The organism is Bartonella grahamii ATCC 700132, from assembly GCF_000518085.1.
In the GTDB taxonomy this organism is placed as follows: Bacteria; Pseudomonadota; Alphaproteobacteria; order Rhizobiales; family Rhizobiaceae; genus Bartonella; species Bartonella grahamii.
The window spans coordinates 169,061-188,179 of record NZ_KI912377.1 but is presented as its reverse complement, the minus strand read 5'-3'; the positions used below and the strand labels follow the sequence as shown (position 1 = coordinate 188,179).

Annotated in this window: 16 protein-coding genes; 12 read left to right on the top strand and 4 right to left on the bottom strand. The window is 36.3% G+C overall.

What is annotated here, in order from left to right; all coding sequences use genetic code 11:
- Positions 1-10 precede the first annotated feature (10 nt).
- Genes U736_RS0109695 through dprA form a run of 4 tightly spaced genes read left to right on the top strand, consistent with a single transcriptional unit; the run spans position 11 to position 4,107 of the window.
- Positions 11-976: an aspartate carbamoyltransferase catalytic subunit gene (locus U736_RS0109695; protein WP_015856424.1), complete on the top strand. Its 966-nt coding sequence runs from the start codon at positions 11-13 to the stop codon at positions 974-976.
- Positions 973-2,274, top strand: coding sequence for a dihydroorotase (locus U736_RS0109690; RefSeq protein WP_015856425.1), 1,302 nt, complete (start codon positions 973-975; stop codon positions 2,272-2,274). The genes U736_RS0109695 and U736_RS0109690 overlap by 4 nt, the downstream gene beginning before the upstream one ends.
- Positions 2,275-2,285: 11 nt before the next feature.
- Positions 2,286-2,918 carry a glycerol-3-phosphate 1-O-acyltransferase PlsY gene (gene plsY, locus U736_RS0109685; RefSeq protein ID WP_015856426.1) on the top strand — a complete coding sequence of 211 codons (633 nt, stop codon included), beginning with the start codon at positions 2,286-2,288 and terminating at the stop codon, positions 2,916-2,918.
- On the top strand, positions 2,893-4,107 hold the full coding sequence (gene dprA, locus U736_RS0109680; RefSeq protein ID WP_015856427.1) for a DNA-processing protein DprA: 1,215 nt from the start codon (positions 2,893-2,895) through the stop codon (positions 4,105-4,107). The genes plsY and dprA overlap by 26 nt, the downstream gene beginning before the upstream one ends.
- Here dprA and U736_RS12035 read toward each other — a convergent pair.
- Entirely contained in the window at positions 4,037-4,243 is a 207-nt protein-coding gene (locus U736_RS12035; RefSeq protein ID WP_005773510.1) for a hypothetical protein, read from the bottom strand. The two genes, dprA and U736_RS12035, sit on opposite strands and share 71 nt — an antisense overlap.
- A gap of 265 nt (positions 4,244-4,508) precedes the next feature.
- Between U736_RS12035 and topA the strand changes: the two genes are divergently transcribed.
- The 7 genes from topA to U736_RS0109640 all read left to right on the top strand — a co-directional run bounded on the left by topA (position 4,509) and on the right by U736_RS0109640 (position 13,167).
- Complete coding sequence (gene topA, locus U736_RS0109670; protein WP_026500741.1) at positions 4,509-7,082, top strand: type I DNA topoisomerase; 2,574 nt, start codon at positions 4,509-4,511, stop codon at positions 7,080-7,082.
- Between the two features lie 3 nt (positions 7,083-7,085).
- Positions 7,086-9,362: a ribonuclease R gene (gene rnr / locus U736_RS0109665; RefSeq protein WP_015856429.1), complete on the top strand. Its 2,277-nt coding sequence runs from the start codon at positions 7,086-7,088 to the stop codon at positions 9,360-9,362.
- A 322-nt stretch (positions 9,363-9,684) separates the two neighbouring features.
- On the top strand, positions 9,685-10,821 hold the full coding sequence (locus U736_RS0109660; RefSeq protein WP_015856430.1) for an MFS transporter: 1,137 nt from the start codon (positions 9,685-9,687) through the stop codon (positions 10,819-10,821).
- A 113-nt stretch (positions 10,822-10,934) separates the two neighbouring features.
- On the top strand, positions 10,935-11,102 hold the full coding sequence (rpmG, locus tag U736_RS0109655; RefSeq protein ID WP_004864083.1) for a 50S ribosomal protein L33: 168 nt from the start codon (positions 10,935-10,937) through the stop codon (positions 11,100-11,102).
- Positions 11,103-11,438: 336 nt separating this feature from the next.
- The gene (locus U736_RS0109650; protein WP_015856431.1) at positions 11,439-11,996 is read left to right on the top strand and encodes a thermonuclease family protein; all 558 of its coding nucleotides are present in this window, start codon (positions 11,439-11,441) and stop codon (positions 11,994-11,996) included.
- Between the two features lie 28 nt (positions 11,997-12,024).
- Positions 12,025-12,654, top strand: coding sequence for a uracil-DNA glycosylase family protein (locus U736_RS0109645; protein WP_015856432.1), 630 nt, complete (start codon positions 12,025-12,027; stop codon positions 12,652-12,654).
- A gap of 21 nt (positions 12,655-12,675) precedes the next feature.
- On the top strand, positions 12,676-13,167 hold the full coding sequence (locus U736_RS0109640) for an Lrp/AsnC family transcriptional regulator (RefSeq protein WP_015856433.1): 492 nt from the start codon (positions 12,676-12,678) through the stop codon (positions 13,165-13,167).
- Positions 13,168-13,215: 48 nt separating this feature from the next.
- On the opposite strand, the gene cobT is transcribed toward U736_RS0109640, so the two are convergent.
- The 3 genes from cobT to glpD all read right to left on the bottom strand — a co-directional run bounded on the left by cobT (position 13,216) and on the right by glpD (position 17,807).
- Entirely contained in the window at positions 13,216-14,202 is a 987-nt protein-coding gene (cobT, locus tag U736_RS0109635) for a nicotinate-nucleotide--dimethylbenzimidazole phosphoribosyltransferase (protein WP_015856434.1), read from the bottom strand.
- Between the two features lie 392 nt (positions 14,203-14,594).
- Positions 14,595-15,575, bottom strand: a complete 981-nt coding sequence (gene dusA / locus U736_RS0109630) for a tRNA dihydrouridine(20/20a) synthase DusA (RefSeq protein WP_015856435.1) — start codon at positions 15,573-15,575, stop codon at positions 14,595-14,597.
- 702 nt (positions 15,576-16,277) lie between these two features.
- The gene (gene glpD, locus U736_RS0109625; RefSeq protein ID WP_372440013.1) at positions 16,278-17,807 is read right to left on the bottom strand and encodes a glycerol-3-phosphate dehydrogenase; all 1,530 of its coding nucleotides are present in this window, start codon (positions 17,805-17,807) and stop codon (positions 16,278-16,280) included.
- A 346-nt stretch (positions 17,808-18,153) separates the two neighbouring features.
- Here glpD and U736_RS0109620 point away from each other — a divergent pair, with 346 nt between their 5' ends.
- Positions 18,154-19,026 carry a DsbA family protein gene (locus U736_RS0109620; protein ID WP_015856437.1) on the top strand — a complete coding sequence of 291 codons (873 nt, stop codon included), beginning with the start codon at positions 18,154-18,156 and terminating at the stop codon, positions 19,024-19,026.
- Positions 19,027-19,119 lie beyond the last annotated feature (93 nt).

Here is a 19,119-nt window from a genome sequence, read left to right as displayed (position 1 = left end):
GAAGAATGCTATGATTCAAGATAATTTTTTTCCACTTTTCCCTCATCAACATCTTTTAGCTATTAAAGATCTAAGTGTACAAGATCTTAATACATTGCTTGATCGTGCAGAAGCAAATGTTATCCTTTCTAACAAAATTGATAAAATAAAATCTACTTTGCATGGACGGACTCAAATTAATCTCTTTTTTGAAGCCTCTACGCGAACACAATCTTCTTTTGAATTAGCGGGTAAAAGGCTAGGTGCACACGTGATGAGTCTTGCGATCGGCAACTCATCTGTAAAAAAAGGAGAAACATTACTTGATACAGCTGCAACTCTCAATGCGATGAAGCCGGATATACTGGTTTTTCGCCATAACAGTGCAGGAGCGGCAGCTTTATTAGCGCAAAAAGTTGATTGTTGTGTCATTAATGCAGGTGATGGTGCTCATGAACATCCAACACAGGCTTTATTAGATGCTCTAACCATTAAAAGAGCAAAAGGTCGTATTGAAGGATTAACTGTTGCGATTTGTGGAGATATCTTACACTCACGTGTTGCCCGTTCCAATATCCTGAGTCTCAATGCTTTGGGTGCTCGTGTTCGTGTTGTTGCTCCCTCAACACTCTTACCCGCAGAAATCACTCATATGAGTGTTGAGGTTTTTAACACAATGAAAGAAGGTCTTAAAAATGCTGACGTTATCATGATGTTACGCTTACAGCATGAACGGATGACAGGTTCTTTTATTCCCTCTACGCATGAATATTTCCATTATTTTGGCTTACATAAAGAAAATTTAGCCTATGCCAAAAATGATTCCATTATTCTGCATCCTGGCCCAATAAACCGTGGTGTAGAGATTGCATCTGACATAGCAGATGGACCACAAAGTATGATTCATACACAAGTAGAAATGGGAATTGCAGTGCGTATGGCGGTCATGGAGGCTTTATTAGATTCACGCGCAAAGATCAGTGGAGAAAAAAAATGATAAAACCAATTGTTTTTCAAAATGCTCGTATTATTGATCCTTCACGCGCAGTCGATGAAATTGGTACAGTTATTGTTGAAAATGGACGGATTATAGCCGCTGGAAAAGAAGCTCTGAATCAGGGATTCCCTGAAGAAGCGGAAATTGTTAACGCACAAAACAAAGCAATTCTCCCTGGACTTGTTGATGCGCGCGTTTTTGTTGGAGAATTAGGGAATGAACACTGTGAAACAATCGCATCAACAAGTCAATCCGCCGCCGCAGGTGGTATTACTTCTTTCCTCATGATGCCAGATACGCGTCCAGTCATTGATAATGTGGCACTTGTTGAATTTATTAGGCATACAGTACAAGAAAAGTCATCGGTCAATATTTATCCCGTTGCTGCGATCACACAAGGTTTCAACGGACAGCAAATAACGGAATTCGGCTTACTAAAAGATGCAGGAGCTGTTGCCTTTTATGAAGGAAAAAAAACTCTTCAAAGTTCATCTGTTATGCGACGTGCAATGACTTATGCGCGTGATTTTGATGTTCCATTGATGCATGAAACGCAAGATAAAGATCTTACAGGACAAGGTGTGATGAATGAAGGGCTGCTCGCCAGTTGGCTTGGTCTTTCTGGCATCCCCCGCGAAGCAGAAGTTATCCCACTTGAAAGGGATCTGCGATTAGCAGTATTAACGCAAACACGCTATCATGCCGCTCAAATATCAACAGCACTCTCTGCCGATGCACTTCGTTTAGGTAAAAAACGCAGTGAGAAAATTTCAGCGGGTGTATCTATTAATCATTTATCTTTCAATGAAAATGACATTGGTGAATATCGCACCTCTTTTCGCTTAATGCCCCCATTGCGTACAGAAGAAGACCGTATAGCAATGATTGAAGCAATAAAGGATGGGACTATAGATGTTATTGTTTCTTCTCATGATCCTCAAAGTAAAGATACAAAACATTTACCATTTAATGACGCAGCGGTTGGGGCTATTGGTATGGAGACTTTATTGAGTGCAGCCTTACGCCTTTACCATGATGAGAGCCTATCTCTTTTACGGATAACTGAACTTGTGTCAACAGCGCCTGCAAAGCTCTTTGGACTCAATGCAGGAACACTGAAGAAAGGTGCTCATGCAGACCTTATTGTGGTTGATCTTGAAGAACCATGGGTTGTTTCGAAAGAGAAGCTCTATTCATGTTCAAAAAATACCCCTTTTGAGAATGCACGTTTTCAAGGACGCGTGCTCCAGACCTTTGTGAAAGGGAAAACCGTTTTTAAACTTGATAAACAAACTTAATGAGATTCTTAATGAATGAAGCAGAAATATTTTTTCAGTCCACTCCATGGTTTATTTTCCTCATATCTTATCTCATGGGCTCGATTCCATTTGGTCTTCTTTTTACGAGATTAGCCAAACTTGGCGATGTGAGAACAATTGGTTCCGGCAATATTGGAGCTACAAATGTTTTACGAACAGGAAATAAAAAGCTTGCTGCTCTAACACTTCTTTGTGATATGTTGAAAGGAACTATCGTTGTTTTCGTTATAAAGTTTTTTAGTGATCCGCTAGACAATAGTATCCTTGTTTCTCTAGCAGGTTTTTTTGTTTTCTTAGGGCATCTTTTCCCCATATGGCTTAAATTTAAAGGCGGCAAAGGTGTTGCTACCTATCTAGGGATCTGCTTAGGAATCTATTGGCCTGCAGCAATTATTTTTATTATTGTATGGATAACGATTTTTCTCCTCACACGCTATTCTTCATTATCCGCACTCGTTTCTATTGTTATAACTGCGATATTTGTTTTTTACTTTTCCGATCCTTATTTCTATTTTATGCTGATTGTGATGAGCATATTTGTGTATATAAAGCATTACGCAAATATCGGTAGATTATTAATTGGGGAAGAAAGTAAGATTGGGACTCAAAACGGGGATAAATAAAGGAATCCTGCTCACTGATCGTCAACGTCTAAATTGGTTACGGTTGTTGCGTAGTGAAAATATTGGAGCAGTGAGTTTTCGCAATCTCATTGATCATTATAAAACAGCAGAAAATGCTCTGGAAGCGCTGCCAGAGCTTAGTAGAAAAGGCGGTGGTTCTGTATCTATTAAAATAGCAAGCTTAGAAGATGCAGAAAAAGAAATACAAAAAGCGAAAAGATTAGGTGTTCGGTTTATCGGTATGGGAGAACCAGATTATCCAGCTTTTCTTAAGGTTACAGAAGCCCCTCCGCCGCTTATTGCTATCAAAGGTAATGTTTCAATTTTTCAAAAAACTTCTATTGGAATTATAGGTTCTCGAAATGCTTCAGCCGCTGGAAAAAAGCTTACGGCTCAATTTGCGCGTTTTCTCGGAGAAGCAGATTTTGTAACAATTTCTGGGCTCGCTCGTGGAATTGATAGCGTTGCGCATCAAGCAAGTTTAAAAACAGGAACTGTTGCAGTCATGGCTGGGGGAATTGATCATATCTATCCTCCTGAAAATAAAAGGTTGTATGAAGATATTATTGCCAACGGTGGAGCCATCATCAGCGAAATGCCCATTTCTTGGAAGCCGCGCGCTATCGATTTTCCAAGAAGAAACCGTATTATTGCTGCTCTATCACTTGGTCTCTTGGTTGTAGAGGCAGCCCTGCGCTCAGGGTCCTTAATTACCGCACGACAAGCAGCTGAAATGGGACGGTTAATTTTTGCCATTCCCGGTTCTCCACTTGATCCAAGATCTGTTGGTACAAACAATCTTATCAAAGACGGAGCTCTACTCACCACACACCCTTCTGACATTATAGAAACACTTACGCCATTAATTTCACCGCTTCCAAATTCGCAACTCAATTTTTTTGAGGAACCATCCTCTTTACAACTTAAAAAGGAGAATTTTAATTTAGCAGATGAAAAAAACAGCAGCCTCTCTTTAGCAGGTGATGATGCCGCACGTGCAGCAGTTCTCTCTGCTCTTTCAACAACGCCAATCGATTTAGACACACTCAGTATCCACTCAGGTGTTTCACTCCCAGCTCTCTACCTCTTGTTGGTAGAACTCGACCTTGCTGGAAAGCTTATTCGACACTCTGGTGGTTGTGTGTCATTGTCGAATCTTGATCTTCCCCAAGAGCCTCAGCACTATTAATAATGCTTTGCCCTTCTTTGGCAACCATATCCAAAAGCAATGCTAAAAGCGGACTATGCGCCTGACGCGCCATCTGATTCATTTGCTTAGACATGTCTGTAATATATTGGATAACTTTTAAATGATTTATAAACATAATCCTCTATCCTTGAGCATTTCCCCTCCTACCTCTCAATAGACGTTATCTTAGTATTTCGCCGTATGTTTTTGTAATAACAGTGGAAAGTAAATCGTGTAATTCTATATAGGGTGTATTCTAATAATAACAATCATAAGTTGTACAATATTCATGTTTTTTATATGGCTAATATTTTTTTATGTTCTCTTAAGCAATTGTCATTAGCTATTCGCGTAAAAGGCGTTTATAAAAAAGTTTTTTATTTCAATATTTGGGTAAAATTATGAATATCGTTATCGTTGAATCTCCAGCAAAAGCAAAAACAATTAATAAATATCTTGGGTCTCAATACAAAGTTGTCGCATCATTTGGACATGTTCGTGATTTACCTGCAAAAGATGGTTCTGTTTTACCGGATCAAGATTTTTCTATGAAATGGGATATAGATTCTTCTGCCGCTAAACGTTTAAATGAAATAGCAAAAGCCGTTAAAGAAGCCGATAGCCTTATATTAGCAACAGACCCTGATCGTGAAGGGGAAGCTATTTCATGGCATATTCTGGATGTTCTTCGTCAAAAAAAAGTTTTAAAAGATAAACCTATTAAAAGAGTTGTCTTCAATGCCATCACCAAAAAGTCTGTGCTTGATGCTATGAACAATCCACGTGATATTGATACATCACTTGTAGATGCTTATCTTGCACGTCGCGCACTTGATTATCTCGTTGGTTTTACACTTTCACCTGTTTTATGGCGGAAACTCCCTGGTGCACGTTCAGCAGGACGCGTTCAATCGGTTGCTTTGCGTATTATTTGTGATCGTGAATCAGAAATAGAACATTTTATCAAAGAAGATTATTGGTCCGTTACAACACAATTAAAAACCATCCGAAATGATAGTTTCCAAGCAAGATTGACAATGTTTAATCAACGAAAAATAGGCAAGCTTGATATTCAATCTCAAGAACAAGCAGACCAAATTCGCTTTATGTTGGAGAAAGCCCAATATCATACACTCAGTGTTGAAGCAAAACCTACAAAGAGAAATCCTCTTCCTCCATTTACAACCTCCACACTACAACAAGCAGCTTCTTCAAAATTAGGATTTTCAGCTTCTCGCACTATGCAAATTGCCCAAAAGCTTTATGAAGGCATTGAAATTAATGGTGAAACGGCAGGGCTTATTACTTATATGCGTACCGATGGTGTGCAAATAGCACCAGAGGCTATTGATTCAGCACGAAAAGTTATTCATGAAACTTTCGGTAAAGACTATATTCCTGAAAAACCACGTTTTTATTCAACAAAGGCAAAAAATGCACAGGAAGCACACGAAGCGATCCGTCCAACAGATTTTCAACGCAATCCTAGTCAAGTCCGTAATTTTCTCGATAGCGATCAAGCAAAGCTCTATGAGTTGATATGGAAGCGTGCTATTGCCAGCCAAATGCGTTCTGCTGAAATTGAACGCACAACTGTTGAAATTGAAGCACAGCAAGGAGAAAACCGTGCAAATCTACGAGCAACAGGATCTGTTATTCGCTTTGATGGCTTTATTTCCGTCTACACCGATCAACGAGACGAAGAAAATAATGAAGAAAATGAAACAACACGTTTACCACAAGTAAACACTGGTGAAGCACTTACAAAAGAAAAAGTTGAATCTGTACAGCATACCACAGAGCCCCCTTCTCGTTATTCTGAAGCTTCATTAATTAAAAAGCTTGAGGAGTTAGGAATTGGCCGTCCTTCAACTTATGCCTCCACATTGGCGACATTGTGTGACCGTGGATATATTGTAATTGATAAACGAAAGCTTATTCCCGATGCTAAGGGACGTATTGTTACAGCCTTTCTTGAAAATTTTTTTAATCGCTATGTAGAATATGGTTTCACAGCAGATCTTGAAGAAAAGCTGGATCTTATCTCTGATGGAAAACTTTCTTGGAAAGACGTATTGCGAGATTTTTGGGATGGATTTAATGCATCTATTAGCAATATCCAAGAACTCCGTATAACCAATGTTCTTGATGTTTTAAATGTAACATTAGCACCTCTCGCCTTTCCTGAACGTGAAGATGGAAGTGATGTGCGTTCCTGTCCTCTTTGTAAAAATGGTCAATTATCATTAAAACTCGGTCGTTATGGTGCTTTTGTTGGCTGTTCCAATTATCCCGAATGTAAATACACACACCAACTCGGTACAGATACTGGAGAAGAGAATGAAGCTGTGCGCAATGATGAACCTGTTATCCTTGGTATTGACCCTGAAACAGGAAAAGATATCTCTCTTCGTAATGGCCGTTTTGGTCCCTATATTCAACTTGGTGAAAGCAAAGAAGTTAAGCGTGCAGGACTACCAAAAGAATGGCAGGCAGAAAATGTAACCCTTGATAAAGCCTTGGCTTTACTATCCCTTCCCCGTGAAATTGGCGTTCATCCTGAATCTGGAAAAACAATCACGGCTACGATTGGACGATATGGTCCCTATCTTAGCCATAACGGAAAATCTGCGCGCCTTCTTCATGCAGATGAAGTTTTTGATATTGGTATCAATCGCGCTGTTACAGTATTGGCAGAACAACAAGAAAACAAAACCAAGCAAAGCAGAGCAACACCTGCAGCATTGGCAATATTAGGAGAGCATCCCGAAGGAGGAACCATTACCGTACGCAACGGGCGTTATGGTCCTTATGTCAATTGGGGTAAAATTAATGCAACGTTGCCAAAAGATAAAGATCCCATTAGTGTAACATTGCCAGAGGCATTAGAACTTATATCGGCTAAAGCATCAAGTAAAAAAACAACTTCAAAAAGAGCTTCTTCTAAAACAAAAGCAAAAATAAAAGAGACATAAATTTTGGCTAAAGGTGAAAAAAACATAAAATATCTCTCTTCATTCAAGGAGAAAAATTTTCCCAATAAGGAAGAAATTCTTTCCTTTATAAATGAGAATCCTAACCACTCAAGTAAACGAGAAATCGCCAAAGCTTTTAACTTAAAAGGCGATTCTCGTATTTGGCTTAGAGATATATTACGTGAGTTAAAGGATCAAAATCCTATCTCTAAACAACGCAAAAGAGCAATAAATAAAGGAAAATTACCTCCTGTTACTTTAGTAAAAATTAGCGGACGTGATAAAGATGGGAGTTTTATTGCACAACCTCTTGAATGGGAAGATTCTCCAAAGCCCAATATTGAAATACACTCTTTTCATCACATAAAAGGAAGTAGCATTGGTGTTGGAGATCATATTCTTGTAAAAGTTTTTCGAAATAAAAATTCTGAAAGCTCAAGCCCCCTTTATATGGGACGAATTATTCGTAAAATTGATGTATCTCCCAAAAGCGCATTTGCTGTTGTACGAAAATTTGAAAATAATCAATGGCGCCTTGATCCTATAGACCGCAAAACCAATGAACTCATTGTTGAAATGTCTCCAGAAATGAAGATTGAAATTGGTGATCTCGTTGAAGTCGAAATTAAAAAAAATACTGGTTACGGATTAAAGAGCGCAAAAATAAAGAATGTTTTAGGGCACATTAAGAGTGAAAAAACACTCTCAATGATAGCGATTCTTTCGAAAGGAATTCCTTATATTTTTCCTGAAAGTGTTCTTGAGCAAGTCAAACATATCAAAGCTGCCAATATGGATAATCGTGAAGATTGGCGACAATTACCATTTATTACAATTGATCCACCAGATGCAAAAGACCATGATGATGCAGTTTATGCAACCAAGGATAAGGACCCAGCAAATAATGATGGTTGGATTATTATTGTGGCCATTGCAGATGTTTCTTACTATATCAAAACAGGAAGCGCATTAGATAAAGAAGCATTGAAACGTGGAAATTCTGTTTATTTTCCCGATACCGTTGTGCCAATGTTACCTGAACGCCTTTCTCATGATTTATGTTCTCTGCGTGAAGGAAAAGAAAGACCAGCTTTAGCCGTTCGTATGATTTTTGATGCAAACGGTAATAAACGAAAACATAGTTTTCATCGTACTATGATTCGTGTAAGAGCCAAGCTTTCTTATCAAGAAGTACAATTGGCAATTGAAGGTAATATAAATGAAAAAACAGCCGCTCTTTTTGAGAGCATTTTGCAACCCTTATGGGAAGCCTATACATGCCTTAAAGCTGCGCGAAATCGTCGCCAACCACTAGAATTAGAAATTGCAGAAAAAAAGATTATTCTTGATCAAAACGGATGCATAAAAGATGTTGTGAGTGAAACACAATTAGAAGCGCATCGTTTAATTGAAGAGTTTATGATACAAGCCAATATTGCAGCTTCTGAAACATTAAAACAACATCACCAGCCCCTCATTTATCGTATTCATGAAAAACCTTCTCTTGCTAAGCAAGAAATACTTCGGAGCTTTCTTCAAAGTTTGGGGATACCACTCTCCCGCGGAAGCGAACTTACCTCAGCGCGCCTTAATAGCATTCTGGCAAAAGTGACGAATACACCACAAAAAGAATTGATCAACCAAGTTATTCTGCGCTCACAATCTCAAGCTGAGTATAATCCAAAAAATATCGGCCACTTTGGTTTAAACCTACATAACTATACACATTTTACATCCCCCATCCGTCGTTATGCTGATCTTATTATTCATCGAGCACTCATTAAAACGCTGAAATTAGGAAATGATCAATTAACAGATACACAAGAACAAAATCTTGCAGAAATTGCTACGCAAATTTCTTTATACGAGCGCCGTGCAATGATGGCTGAAAGGGAAACTATTGATCGGCTTGTTGCTCACTATTTAACGAATAAAATCGGCCGTATTTTTACAGGTCGCATTTCCGGAGTTACAAAAGCAGGTCTTTTTATCTCACTTGATAAACTCAATACAGATGGTTTTGTCCATATTTCTACACTTAAAAATGATTATTACCATTTTGATGAAGCACAACATGTTCTTATAGGACAGCGTAGCCATAAAGGCTATCAGCTCAGTGATGTTGTAGAAGTAAAACTTATAACGGTACAACCTTTTGCTGGCGCTTTATCCTTTGAACTCTTAACAAAACCTCGTCCAATAAAATTTTCACCGACATCCTACCATAAAAACAAATTAAAAAAACAAAAGCATACTTTTTATGGGAAAATAAAAAATTAAGATTCTTGTCCTCCATTAAATAGAACATGAATAATAAAAGAATGAATAACTTCAAGTTAAGAAATGACTTATATTATGTAATATTTTTATTATTTTATGTGTACAATCTTCTTTTTTAGTATACAAGAGGATGAATTTTATTGTTATCTCTATAATAACCACATAAAAATCTTGTAGTTTTTTATACTCAGGGAATGAGAAAAACTGCAAAGAATAGTTTGGTCTCCCTTTCATTTCATCTCATCTTTTTATTGTTTAAATCAACAAAAGTACCTTAAGCCATTCTCATGAAAAAAAAGCTTTTGACTCTCAAAACAATTCTTTGCGTGCAATTATTGCAGCTATTGTAACTATTGGCACCGTTGGAACAGCATTGGGAATAGAAACACAACTTGTCTCTCTTCTTATGGCAGAGAAAGGTATTTCCAATAGTATGATCGGCTATAGTGGAACTGTTGGTGGATTTGCCACAATTGTTGCAGCTATTTTTACTTCTCGAATCGCCTTATGCTTAGGCATTTCTAAAACGATATTATTTATGATGGCCATAGGATCTTTAAGTTTTTTAGGATTCTATTTTTTTGAATCCATATGGGTTTGGTTCATTTTAAGGTTTATATTACATTTTACTATGACAGTTATGTTTATCCTGTCAGAGTTTTGGATCAACAGTTATGCTCCCCCTAAAAGACGTGGTTTTGTTCTTTCCATTTATGCTATTGTCCTAGGATTAGGGTTTGCGGTAGGTCCAACGCTATTAGCAAAAGTGGGAACACAAGGATTTATTCCTTTTGCTGTTGGTTATAGTATTATTATATTGGCTGCTATCCCAATTCTTGCCGCTTGGAAATTAAGTCCAGAATTTCAAAAAAGCCAATATATACCATTTTTTCGTTATCTTTTTCACGTTCCAAGCGCAATGATGGCAGTACTTGTTTACGGTGCTATTCAAATGGGCGCATTAACTCTTATTACACCCTTTAGCTTATCCATTGGTTATAATGAGAATGAAGCAGCACAATTTATAGCAACCCTTGCGCTCGGAAATGTTTTCCTCTTAATTCCTATCAGCATTATAAGCGATTATGCCAAAGATCGACGCTATCCGCTGATAAGTTGCGCTATCTTAGGTTTTGTGGGAACTTTCATGGTACCATGGATCATTCAATATCCATGGATTCTGATGCTTGATCTGTTCCTTCTTGGTGGTGTATCAGCGAGCCTTTATACAATCGGCTTTGCACATCTAGGGGCACGTCTCAAGGGACAAGAACTTGCTGCTGCTAATTCTGCTTTTATTTTTTGCTATGGAATTGGTATGCTTATCGGGCCGACCGTTATCGGAAAATCCATGGATATCTTTAATCCTTTCGGTTTTTCAATAGCTATGGCTGTTTTTTTTAGTTTATATGTCACTCTGGTATTTGTCCAACTTATGAGAAAATTAATCAGCTCTTGACTTTTTTGAGAACATCCGTAGTGTTGCTGGAAAATCTGATGACATCAGAAATAGGTTTTGATAACAAGATAATATTTTTTCAGTATAATCAGTATAAATAGGGTTCTTACATTATGGCTAAAGCAGCAACCATTAAGATCAAGCTTTTATCAACTGCAGATACCGGTTTTTTCTATGTAACAAAGAAAAACAGCCGTACAATGACAGATAAAATGAGCAAGCGTAAATATGATCCAGTTGTAAAAAAGCACGTTGAATTTAAAGAAACAAAAATTAAATAAATAGATTTATCATTGAATTGATAAATTTTATATTCCAAAAGAAATGTGGGGATATTGCTCTTCAAAGTTATTTTTTGAGGGGTGTTTTTTTGTTTCCTTAAGTTTAGAAAGTTTACTTTAAAATTTGTATGTTTTGTACGGTTTTGAATAAGTTGATTTATTATTTAAGTTGCTTACATATATTCTACATGAATATTTGATTATTGTGATTATCTAACAAAAATTTTGTCATTAAAACGAGACATTGTTTCGTCATATGAATAAAATTTTTCGAACGAATTATAAGCAATTCTAAAATAGAGTGCATTATAATAATGTTAGCAGTTTCTTGGTTTCATGAAAAAAATTTCTCATTTTAATCTAAGGAGCTTAAAAAAAATCACTGGTTTCAATATTTTTGTTGCTGCTAGCATTCTTATTTTTATGTCAATTTATTTTAAGCAGAATCAGCCGTTGCCTCAAAAAGAAAAGTTTTCTTCTCAAAACTCTGTTAAAGGAAACGCAGTAATTATTGATGGCGATTCTATCATGATTTCTTCAATTATGATTCGACTGGTTGGAATTGATGCTCCTGAACTCCACCAATTTTGTGGAAAAAAGAAGGAACGCTACCCTTGTGGACTTGAGGCTAAAAAATATTTAGAACAACTACTAGACAATCAAACTGTTACATGTCACTGGCATAAAATAGACCAATACCGTCGTGTTCTTGCAACATGTAAAACAAAACACGTTAGCAATATCAATGCAACGCTTGTACATAATGGTTGGGCTGTAAGTTATTATGAATACCCTAAAGAAGAACAAGAAGCTAGAAAGAAAAAGAAAGGAATATGGGCATCAAGTTTTCAACGACCGCGAGAATGGCGCAAAGCAAATCCTCGCACTGAATAAGAAAAATATTTTTTAATTTCATTGACCAATGAAACGATGTAATCAGATTATTAAACTTGAAAAAAAAATCTATTCCTGTCGTGTTTGTATCCAACAACCACATTATTTTCCTCCTCTTCCTCACGAACCAAATCCCGTCGTTTATTTATCCGATACGGCTTCGATTGCAATTGCAGGACAAGCACCAGGATTGCGTGTCCATGAAACTTCTATCCCTTTTAATGATCGCTCTGGCAAAAGGCTACGTGATTGGCTGGGGGTAACGAAAGAAGAATTTTATAACAAATCTCTTTTTGCTATTGTTCCTATGGGATTTTGTTTTCCAGGTTATGACAACAATAAAGCTGATTTACCACCAAGGCGTGAATGTCGAGAAATATGGCATGAAAAGATATTTCAAGCGATGCCTCAAATAAAGCTTGTTCTTGCTATTGGCAGTTATGCGCAAAAGTGGCATATTACGGAATTAAAACATAAAACTGTTTCAGCAACCGTCAGTGATTGGAGAAATATTCTTTCCATCTCCCAACCTCAAGGCTATAATGTTATGCCTTTGCCTCATCCATCATGGCGAAATACTTCTTGGTTACAGAAAAACCCATGGTTTAACGATGAGCTTATTGTATATCTGCGTCGTTTAGTGCGTAAATTTTTATAAATTAAAATACTGAGAAAAAATATGGATCGTCTTGACCGAAAAATTTTACATCTTTTGCAAGAAAATGCGACACTTTCTGTTGCTGATATTGCTAAAAAAGTGGGACTTTCGACCACTCCTTGTTGGCGTAGAATTCAAAAACTTGAAGAAGATGGCGTCATTCAGCGTCGTGTTGCCGTTCTTTCTCCAGAAAAAGTAAATGCGCATGTTACTGTTTTTGTGTCTATTCGCACAAACACACATAGTCATGAATGGTTTAAGCGTTTTTCAAAAATTGTACAAGAATTCCGTGAAGTCATTGAATTTTATCGAATGAGTGGAGATATTGACTATTTATTGCGTGTTGTTGTGCCCAACATTGAAGCCTATGATCTTTTTTATAAAAAATTAATTTCTAAAATTGACATCCGTGATGTCTCATCTTCTTTCGCAATGGAACAGATTAAATATACAACGGAACTTCCACTTAATTATATTAAATTACACGACAAGACGCATGAACAAAACTCTTAAGAGTTTTTTATATCGTCTCATTATCTTTTAGGCATTCAAACTTTCTTGTTAAAAAACCACCATTTGTGCGTGTGTTAAAACAGCAGCTTTGACAATACCAGCTGCCATAGCAGCTCCTGTCCCTTCACCAAGACGCATCCCCAAATCCAGAAGTGGTTCTTTGCCAATTTTTTTTAAAAGTTTACGATGAGCTGTCTCAGAAGAAACATGTCCAACAAGGGTATGATCAAGAGCTTTTGGATGCATTTTATAAAGGACCGCTGCAGCTGCTGTTGCCACAAAACCGTCTAAAATAACGGGTATTTTCTCTATTCTTGCTGCTAAAATAGCACCAACCATAGCAGCAATTTCACGTCCTCCTAAGCGACGCATTATCTCAAAAGGATCATTAAAATAATCCTTATGTAAAGAAATGGCTGTCTTAACCGCTGCGATTTTACGCTGATAAAAATCACCTTCTGATTCCATACCATTTTCTGTCCATTCTTCCACTTCTCCTCCAAACAATGCTAAGCATAAAGCTGAAGCTATTGTTGTGTTTCCAATTCCCATTTCTCCAATACATAAAAGATCTGTCCCACCCGCAATGGATTCCATTCCAAATGCCATTGTAGCAGCTGCACTCCGCTCATCCATTGCAGCATCCTTCGTAATATTCATTGTTGGATATTCCAATGCTAAATCAAATATTTTTAATCCAAGATCATAAGCAATACAAATTTGATTGATAGCAGCTCCACCAGATGCAAAATTTTGCACCATCTTTTGTGTCATAGATTGTGGAAATGGTGTAACATTTTCTTCTACTATACCATGGTTTCCAGAAAAAATAGCGACCAAAGGTCGCGTTACGATAGGTTTTTCTGTACCCCTCCATCCCGCATACCAAACAGCAATATCTCCCAGTTTTCCCAATGTTCCGTGCTCTTTTGTTAAGTTTTTTTGCCGTTTTTTTGCCAAGATTATAGAAAACTCATCAGCAACAGGTAAATTTGTAAGCAAAGCACGAAAATCATCAAATGGACTAGCGGTCATAAGGATACCTTTTAAAATCTACAATGTTTATGAAAATCACGTCATATACACAGGATATGAATAATTTATTGTTTTTTTAAACAGTGCTTTTAAAACGTTAAATATTATGAAAGCAATGATTTCTATATTCTATTTTCTAATCAAATAACGAACATGAAAGATTTAAAATATTATCAATATGTTATTACTATTTTTACGTTATGCTCTTAACTTATTTCTCTATTAAATAGGAGAATCAGCATGTTGTTTAATATATAAATTCTAACATTCCTTCTATAATAAAAGTTGCAAACTTTCAGAAACTTATAAAATCGAAGGGATCAAAATGATCATAAAGAAATCAAAACTCAAAGGATCTCAACTTTAACATATTGTTAATTGTCAGGCTGTTATTAAATAAGAGCATAAAAAGCTTCTTTTAAAATACATATATCTGCATTTGATTTTGTTGCGTCATTTGATAATATTTGCCTCCATCGACGTGCCCCACCCCGCCCATGAAATAAACCAATCATGTGACGCGTCACATGAGAAAGTCGCCCTCCCGATGCAATATGTCGAGCCGCATAATCACACATAACCTCAATAAGATCACTCTCACTCAGATTATTTCGAGCCTCATCATAGAGTTCAAAATCAATATGTTTTAACAAAGCTGGATCATGATAAACTTGGCGACCAAGCATGACAGCATCACAGAAAGTTAAGTGTTCTTTGATCTCATCAATCGATTTAATTCCACCATTTATCCCAATGAATTTATGAGGATATTTACGTTTTAATTTATAAACCCTTTCATAATTAAGGGGCGGAATATTGCGATTTTCTTTCGGACTCAATCCTTGTAGCCATGCCTTGCGTGCATGTATCCAGAGCGCATCACATCCAGCATTCCAAACCTGATTAGCCAAAAGATCTAACGCTAACTCTTCATCTTGTTCGTCCACTCCAATCCGACATTTGACAGTTACTGGTATAGTAACCTCTCGTTTCATCGCTTCCACGGCATTTGCCACAATGTCTGGATGTCGCATCAAACAAGCCCCAAAGACACCTGCTTGAACACGATTTGATGGGCAACCGACATTGAGATTTATTTCGTTGTAGCCAAAATCTTCAGCAATTCGTGCAGCTTCTGCTAACTTTTTCGGATCTGCCCCCCCTAATTGTAATGCAACTGGACGTTCTTTATCGCTAAAAGCCAACAATTGTTCGCGAACACCATGAATGACAGAATCTGCTACCATCATTTCCGTATAAAGGAGTGCTTTTTTCGTTAAAAGACGATAAAAAAACCTGCAATGCCGGTCTGTCCAATCCAACATTGGTGCTACTGCAAATTTTACAGGCGATGGAAGGTTGTAAAATATCATGAGGGTATTACTCTCATGTCCCTATAGCTCTCTCTCTTTATACATAGAAAAATACTTACTTTTAGTTTACGGAAAGTTTTATTCTCTTATACTATCATGAGTATAATAACAGCCCATTATATTCAATTGATATAAAAGTTTAATACAATCAATCATGATAAAATACAATATGGCATTTCTCATAGATTAGTGTTCAGGTATATAAACATAAAAAATAAGATTTTCACTATAATATAAAAAACTCATTTACAAGTTCTTCTTACGCTCATCAAGCCTCTATTTTTACATGATTTAGCACAGCGTTTAAGATAATAAATGATAAACTAACACATTATACAATTTTTCATGATAGATTTAATTTTCTTTAGATTTTTTTTAATTATTGTGCAAATAAACGCTACAGAAAGTACTTTTATCTTCTCCTCAAGAAAAAACAAAAATCCTTATTTCATACGAATCTGACTATAAATCATTTTTTCTCAATTAGTTATTCTTGGTAAGATTCCTAGATTTCACTTTATAAGATAGATAAAGTTGATCCTAAATATTCTATCTAATTTTGCCATTTTATGATTCTTGCAAAAAAAAACTAAAATTAGGGTATAGACAATCATTGTCTTTTTAATATGTATGACTGACACCAGTATCTCTTGAAGAGAAATATTTTACAATATTGCAGATAAAATCTGTAAAATGAAATGATCATAAACGTTGTTCAATCTCTTGTTTACTTTGCATGTAGGAAGAAAGAGTATCAACCTCTTGTTCATTAAATAGGAGACCAAGTTTTGAACGACGCCATAACACATCTTCACATGCTTTAGCCCATTCTTTTTCCATCAACCATTTTACTTCTACTTCATAAAGCCCATGTCCAAAATCTTTTCCTCTATTTGCCTTACCATGTGCAAATATCACTAATGCTTCCGTACCATAGGAGCGTGCAAGCCTGCGATGTGTAAAAGCATCTAAATCTGGCATCAAAAGAGCAATCTTATTTTCGATTATATCTAATTGATTATAGGGAAAATCACCCCCTGGGAGTACTGTCTTAGCTGTCCATGATGCTCCCTTTTTACCAAGCGCTTTTTCAACAAATTTCATCGCATCTTCAGCCAACTTACGATAAGTTGTAATCTTTCCTCCGTAAAGATTAAGAATCTTTGGTGTTGTTCCTGTTCCCATTTCTTTTAAAACATAATCGCGCGTAATTTCTTGTGCTTTTGAAGCTCCATCATCATAGAGTGGACGAACTCCAGAGTAAGACCAGACAATTGTTTCAGGCAACACTGGTTGTATGAAATATTCACTGGCTGCTGCACAAATGTAATCAATTTCTGTATCAGTAATATGAACGTCAGCCGGATCTCCTTGAAAATTACAATCTGTTGTTCCAAGCAAGGTAAATTCTTCTTGATACGGAATAGCAAATATAATACGCCCATCACCATTTTGAAAAATATAAGCACGATCATGAGTATAAAGCTTGGGAACCAAAATATGAGAACCTCTAACAAGTCGTACTGGTGGATGTTCTTTACAGTCTAATATGCTTGTCAAAACATGATCAATCCAAGGTCCTGTCATATTCGCGACATAAGAAGCTGTGACACTATATTCTTTACTAGTTAACTTGTCTTGAAGAACGATACGCCATTTATTGTCTTCTTTTTTTAAAGAGAGAACTTCTGTTCGTACTTTTATATCAGCTCCCCACTTTTCTGCATCACGAGCATTGCCAATAACTAAACGCGCATCATCTACTCTTGCATCAGAATATTCAAAACCTCTCTGATATTCTTTCTTCAGTGTAGAGCAAAATTTTTTTGAAAAATTAATTGTTTTACTGCGCCATAATTTCTGATTCCAATTCCCTAAATAATCATAAATAAAAAGTCCGAAACGCAACATCCAAGCAGGGCGCAATTCTTTATGATAAGGAAGGAGAAAACGCAAAGGACGCACAATATGTGGAGCCATACGTAAAATGATCTCGCGTTCTTTCAATGCTTCACGAACAAGCTTGAACTCATAGTGTTCAAGATAACGAAGCCCACCATGAATAAGCTTTGTTGACGCACTTGAGGTCCCAGATGCAAGATCGTTCATTTCAGCCAATCCCACTTTAAATCCGCGTCCTGCTGCATCTCTTGCCAATCCACACCCGTTTATCCCTCCCCCAATGATAAACAGCTCATAATGTGTTGTGGTTTTCATAATTTCACTTTTCATTATTTAATTTTGTTTCTCAGTACTCAATAAAGCAATAGGAAAAAAATAATACAAGTGTTCTTCATTGTATTATCAACGTACTTTTTCCTAAAATAAACACACACAAAAAGCTTTTGATACCCTTATACATCAAAACAACATTTGACAAATTAAAGAGATTTTTTTTATCTTTTACAAAAAATAATCCTTGCCAAGCCAAGGTTCATCATATGAAGTCTTTTTAGAGAAAAATTGATGTTTTTTCTCATTCTTAAATACACACTATAGCTAAATGCTTTATTGCACATAGATAACGCTTTTCATATAGTTCACTCAATGACACACTAGGAAATATGAAGGTATACAGATGACTCATCACTCTCAAAATTCGAAAATAACACCTCTTTCAAAAATTTTAGTCCCAGTTATGTCGAGTATTTTAATCTTTTTACCTTCTTTATCAAACGCAACATCACACTCAAAAACAGCAAATCATTTAAGCTTAGAAAAGCTTAAAACACAACTTTTGGAAGATTCTAGCTTTTTATCTAAGCTTAAAGAAAAAATGATACCACATACTGATTCTCATCATATTCAACAAATTGTCAGAGAGTACCTTCTTACTCATCCAGAAGTTCTGATTGAAATGCAGCTTATTCTTCAAGATAAGCTGGAAAAACAGAATGAATACGAAAATAAAATACAAACTTCTGTCATCCATTTATTAGAAAAAAAAATTTTTCATTCTCCTCATGACGCCGTTTTGGGAAACCCAAATGGTAAAAAAGTGCTTGTCAATTTTTTTGATTACAACTGTGGATATTGTAAAAGTTCCTATTCACATATAGAAGACTTGATAAAAGAATATCCAGATTTAAAGGTTATTATTAAGGATTTACCAATTTTAAGCTCTGATTCTATGGCAGCCCATACTGTTGCCTACGCATTTCGAAAACAATTTCCAGAGAAATATCCTCAGTTTCACAAAACGCTTTTAATGTATCAGGGTCGCGCAAATGAAGCTAAAGCTATTAAAGTAGCTGTTTCATTAGGAGAAGATGAGACAAAACTACGTAATGCAATAAAAGATCCCACTCTACAAAACGCTTTTAAAGAAAATATCCAAATTGCCTCTAAACTTCATATTACGGGAACACCTTCTTACATCATTGGTAATAAAATATTCATTGGCGCAGCCAGACAAGATACTCTAAAACAAGCAATAGACAATACACGGTGAATACCTGATCAGTTTTAAGAAGAATACTGTAAATGAGGTAATTTTATGCTTTCTCTTTTTTGATAACAGGCTTATAAGTGCAATTTTGCGTAA

Excerpts from the sequence above, each read along its gene's own strand:
- U736_RS0109695 (WP_015856424.1), top strand. The coding sequence starts at position 11 with ATGATTCAAGATAATTTTTTTCCACTTTTCCCTCATCAACATCTTTTA.
- U736_RS0109690 (WP_015856425.1), top strand. The coding sequence starts at position 973 with ATGATAAAACCAATTGTTTTTCAAAATGCTCGTATTATTGATCCTTCA.
- plsY (WP_015856426.1), top strand. The coding sequence starts at position 2,286 with ATGAATGAAGCAGAAATATTTTTTCAGTCCACTCCATGGTTTATTTTC.
- U736_RS12035 (WP_005773510.1), bottom strand. The coding sequence starts at position 4,243 with ATGTTTATAAATCATTTAAAAGTTATCCAATATATTACAGACATGTCT.
- topA (WP_026500741.1), top strand. The coding sequence starts at position 4,509 with ATGAATATCGTTATCGTTGAATCTCCAGCAAAAGCAAAAACAATTAAT.
- rpmG (WP_004864083.1), top strand. The coding sequence starts at position 10,935 with ATGGCTAAAGCAGCAACCATTAAGATCAAGCTTTTATCAACTGCAGAT.
- U736_RS0109650 (WP_015856431.1), top strand. The coding sequence starts at position 11,439 with ATGAAAAAAATTTCTCATTTTAATCTAAGGAGCTTAAAAAAAATCACT.
- U736_RS0109645 (WP_015856432.1), top strand. The coding sequence starts at position 12,025 with ATGAAACGATGTAATCAGATTATTAAACTTGAAAAAAAAATCTATTCC.
- U736_RS0109640 (WP_015856433.1), top strand. The coding sequence starts at position 12,676 with ATGGATCGTCTTGACCGAAAAATTTTACATCTTTTGCAAGAAAATGCG.
- cobT (WP_015856434.1), bottom strand. The coding sequence starts at position 14,202 with ATGACCGCTAGTCCATTTGATGATTTTCGTGCTTTGCTTACAAATTTA.
- dusA (WP_015856435.1), bottom strand. The coding sequence starts at position 15,575 with ATGATATTTTACAACCTTCCATCGCCTGTAAAATTTGCAGTAGCACCA.
- glpD (WP_372440013.1), bottom strand. The coding sequence starts at position 17,807 with ATGAAAAGTGAAATTATGAAAACCACAACACATTATGAGCTGTTTATC.
- U736_RS0109620 (WP_015856437.1), top strand. The coding sequence starts at position 18,154 with ATGACTCATCACTCTCAAAATTCGAAAATAACACCTCTTTCAAAAATT.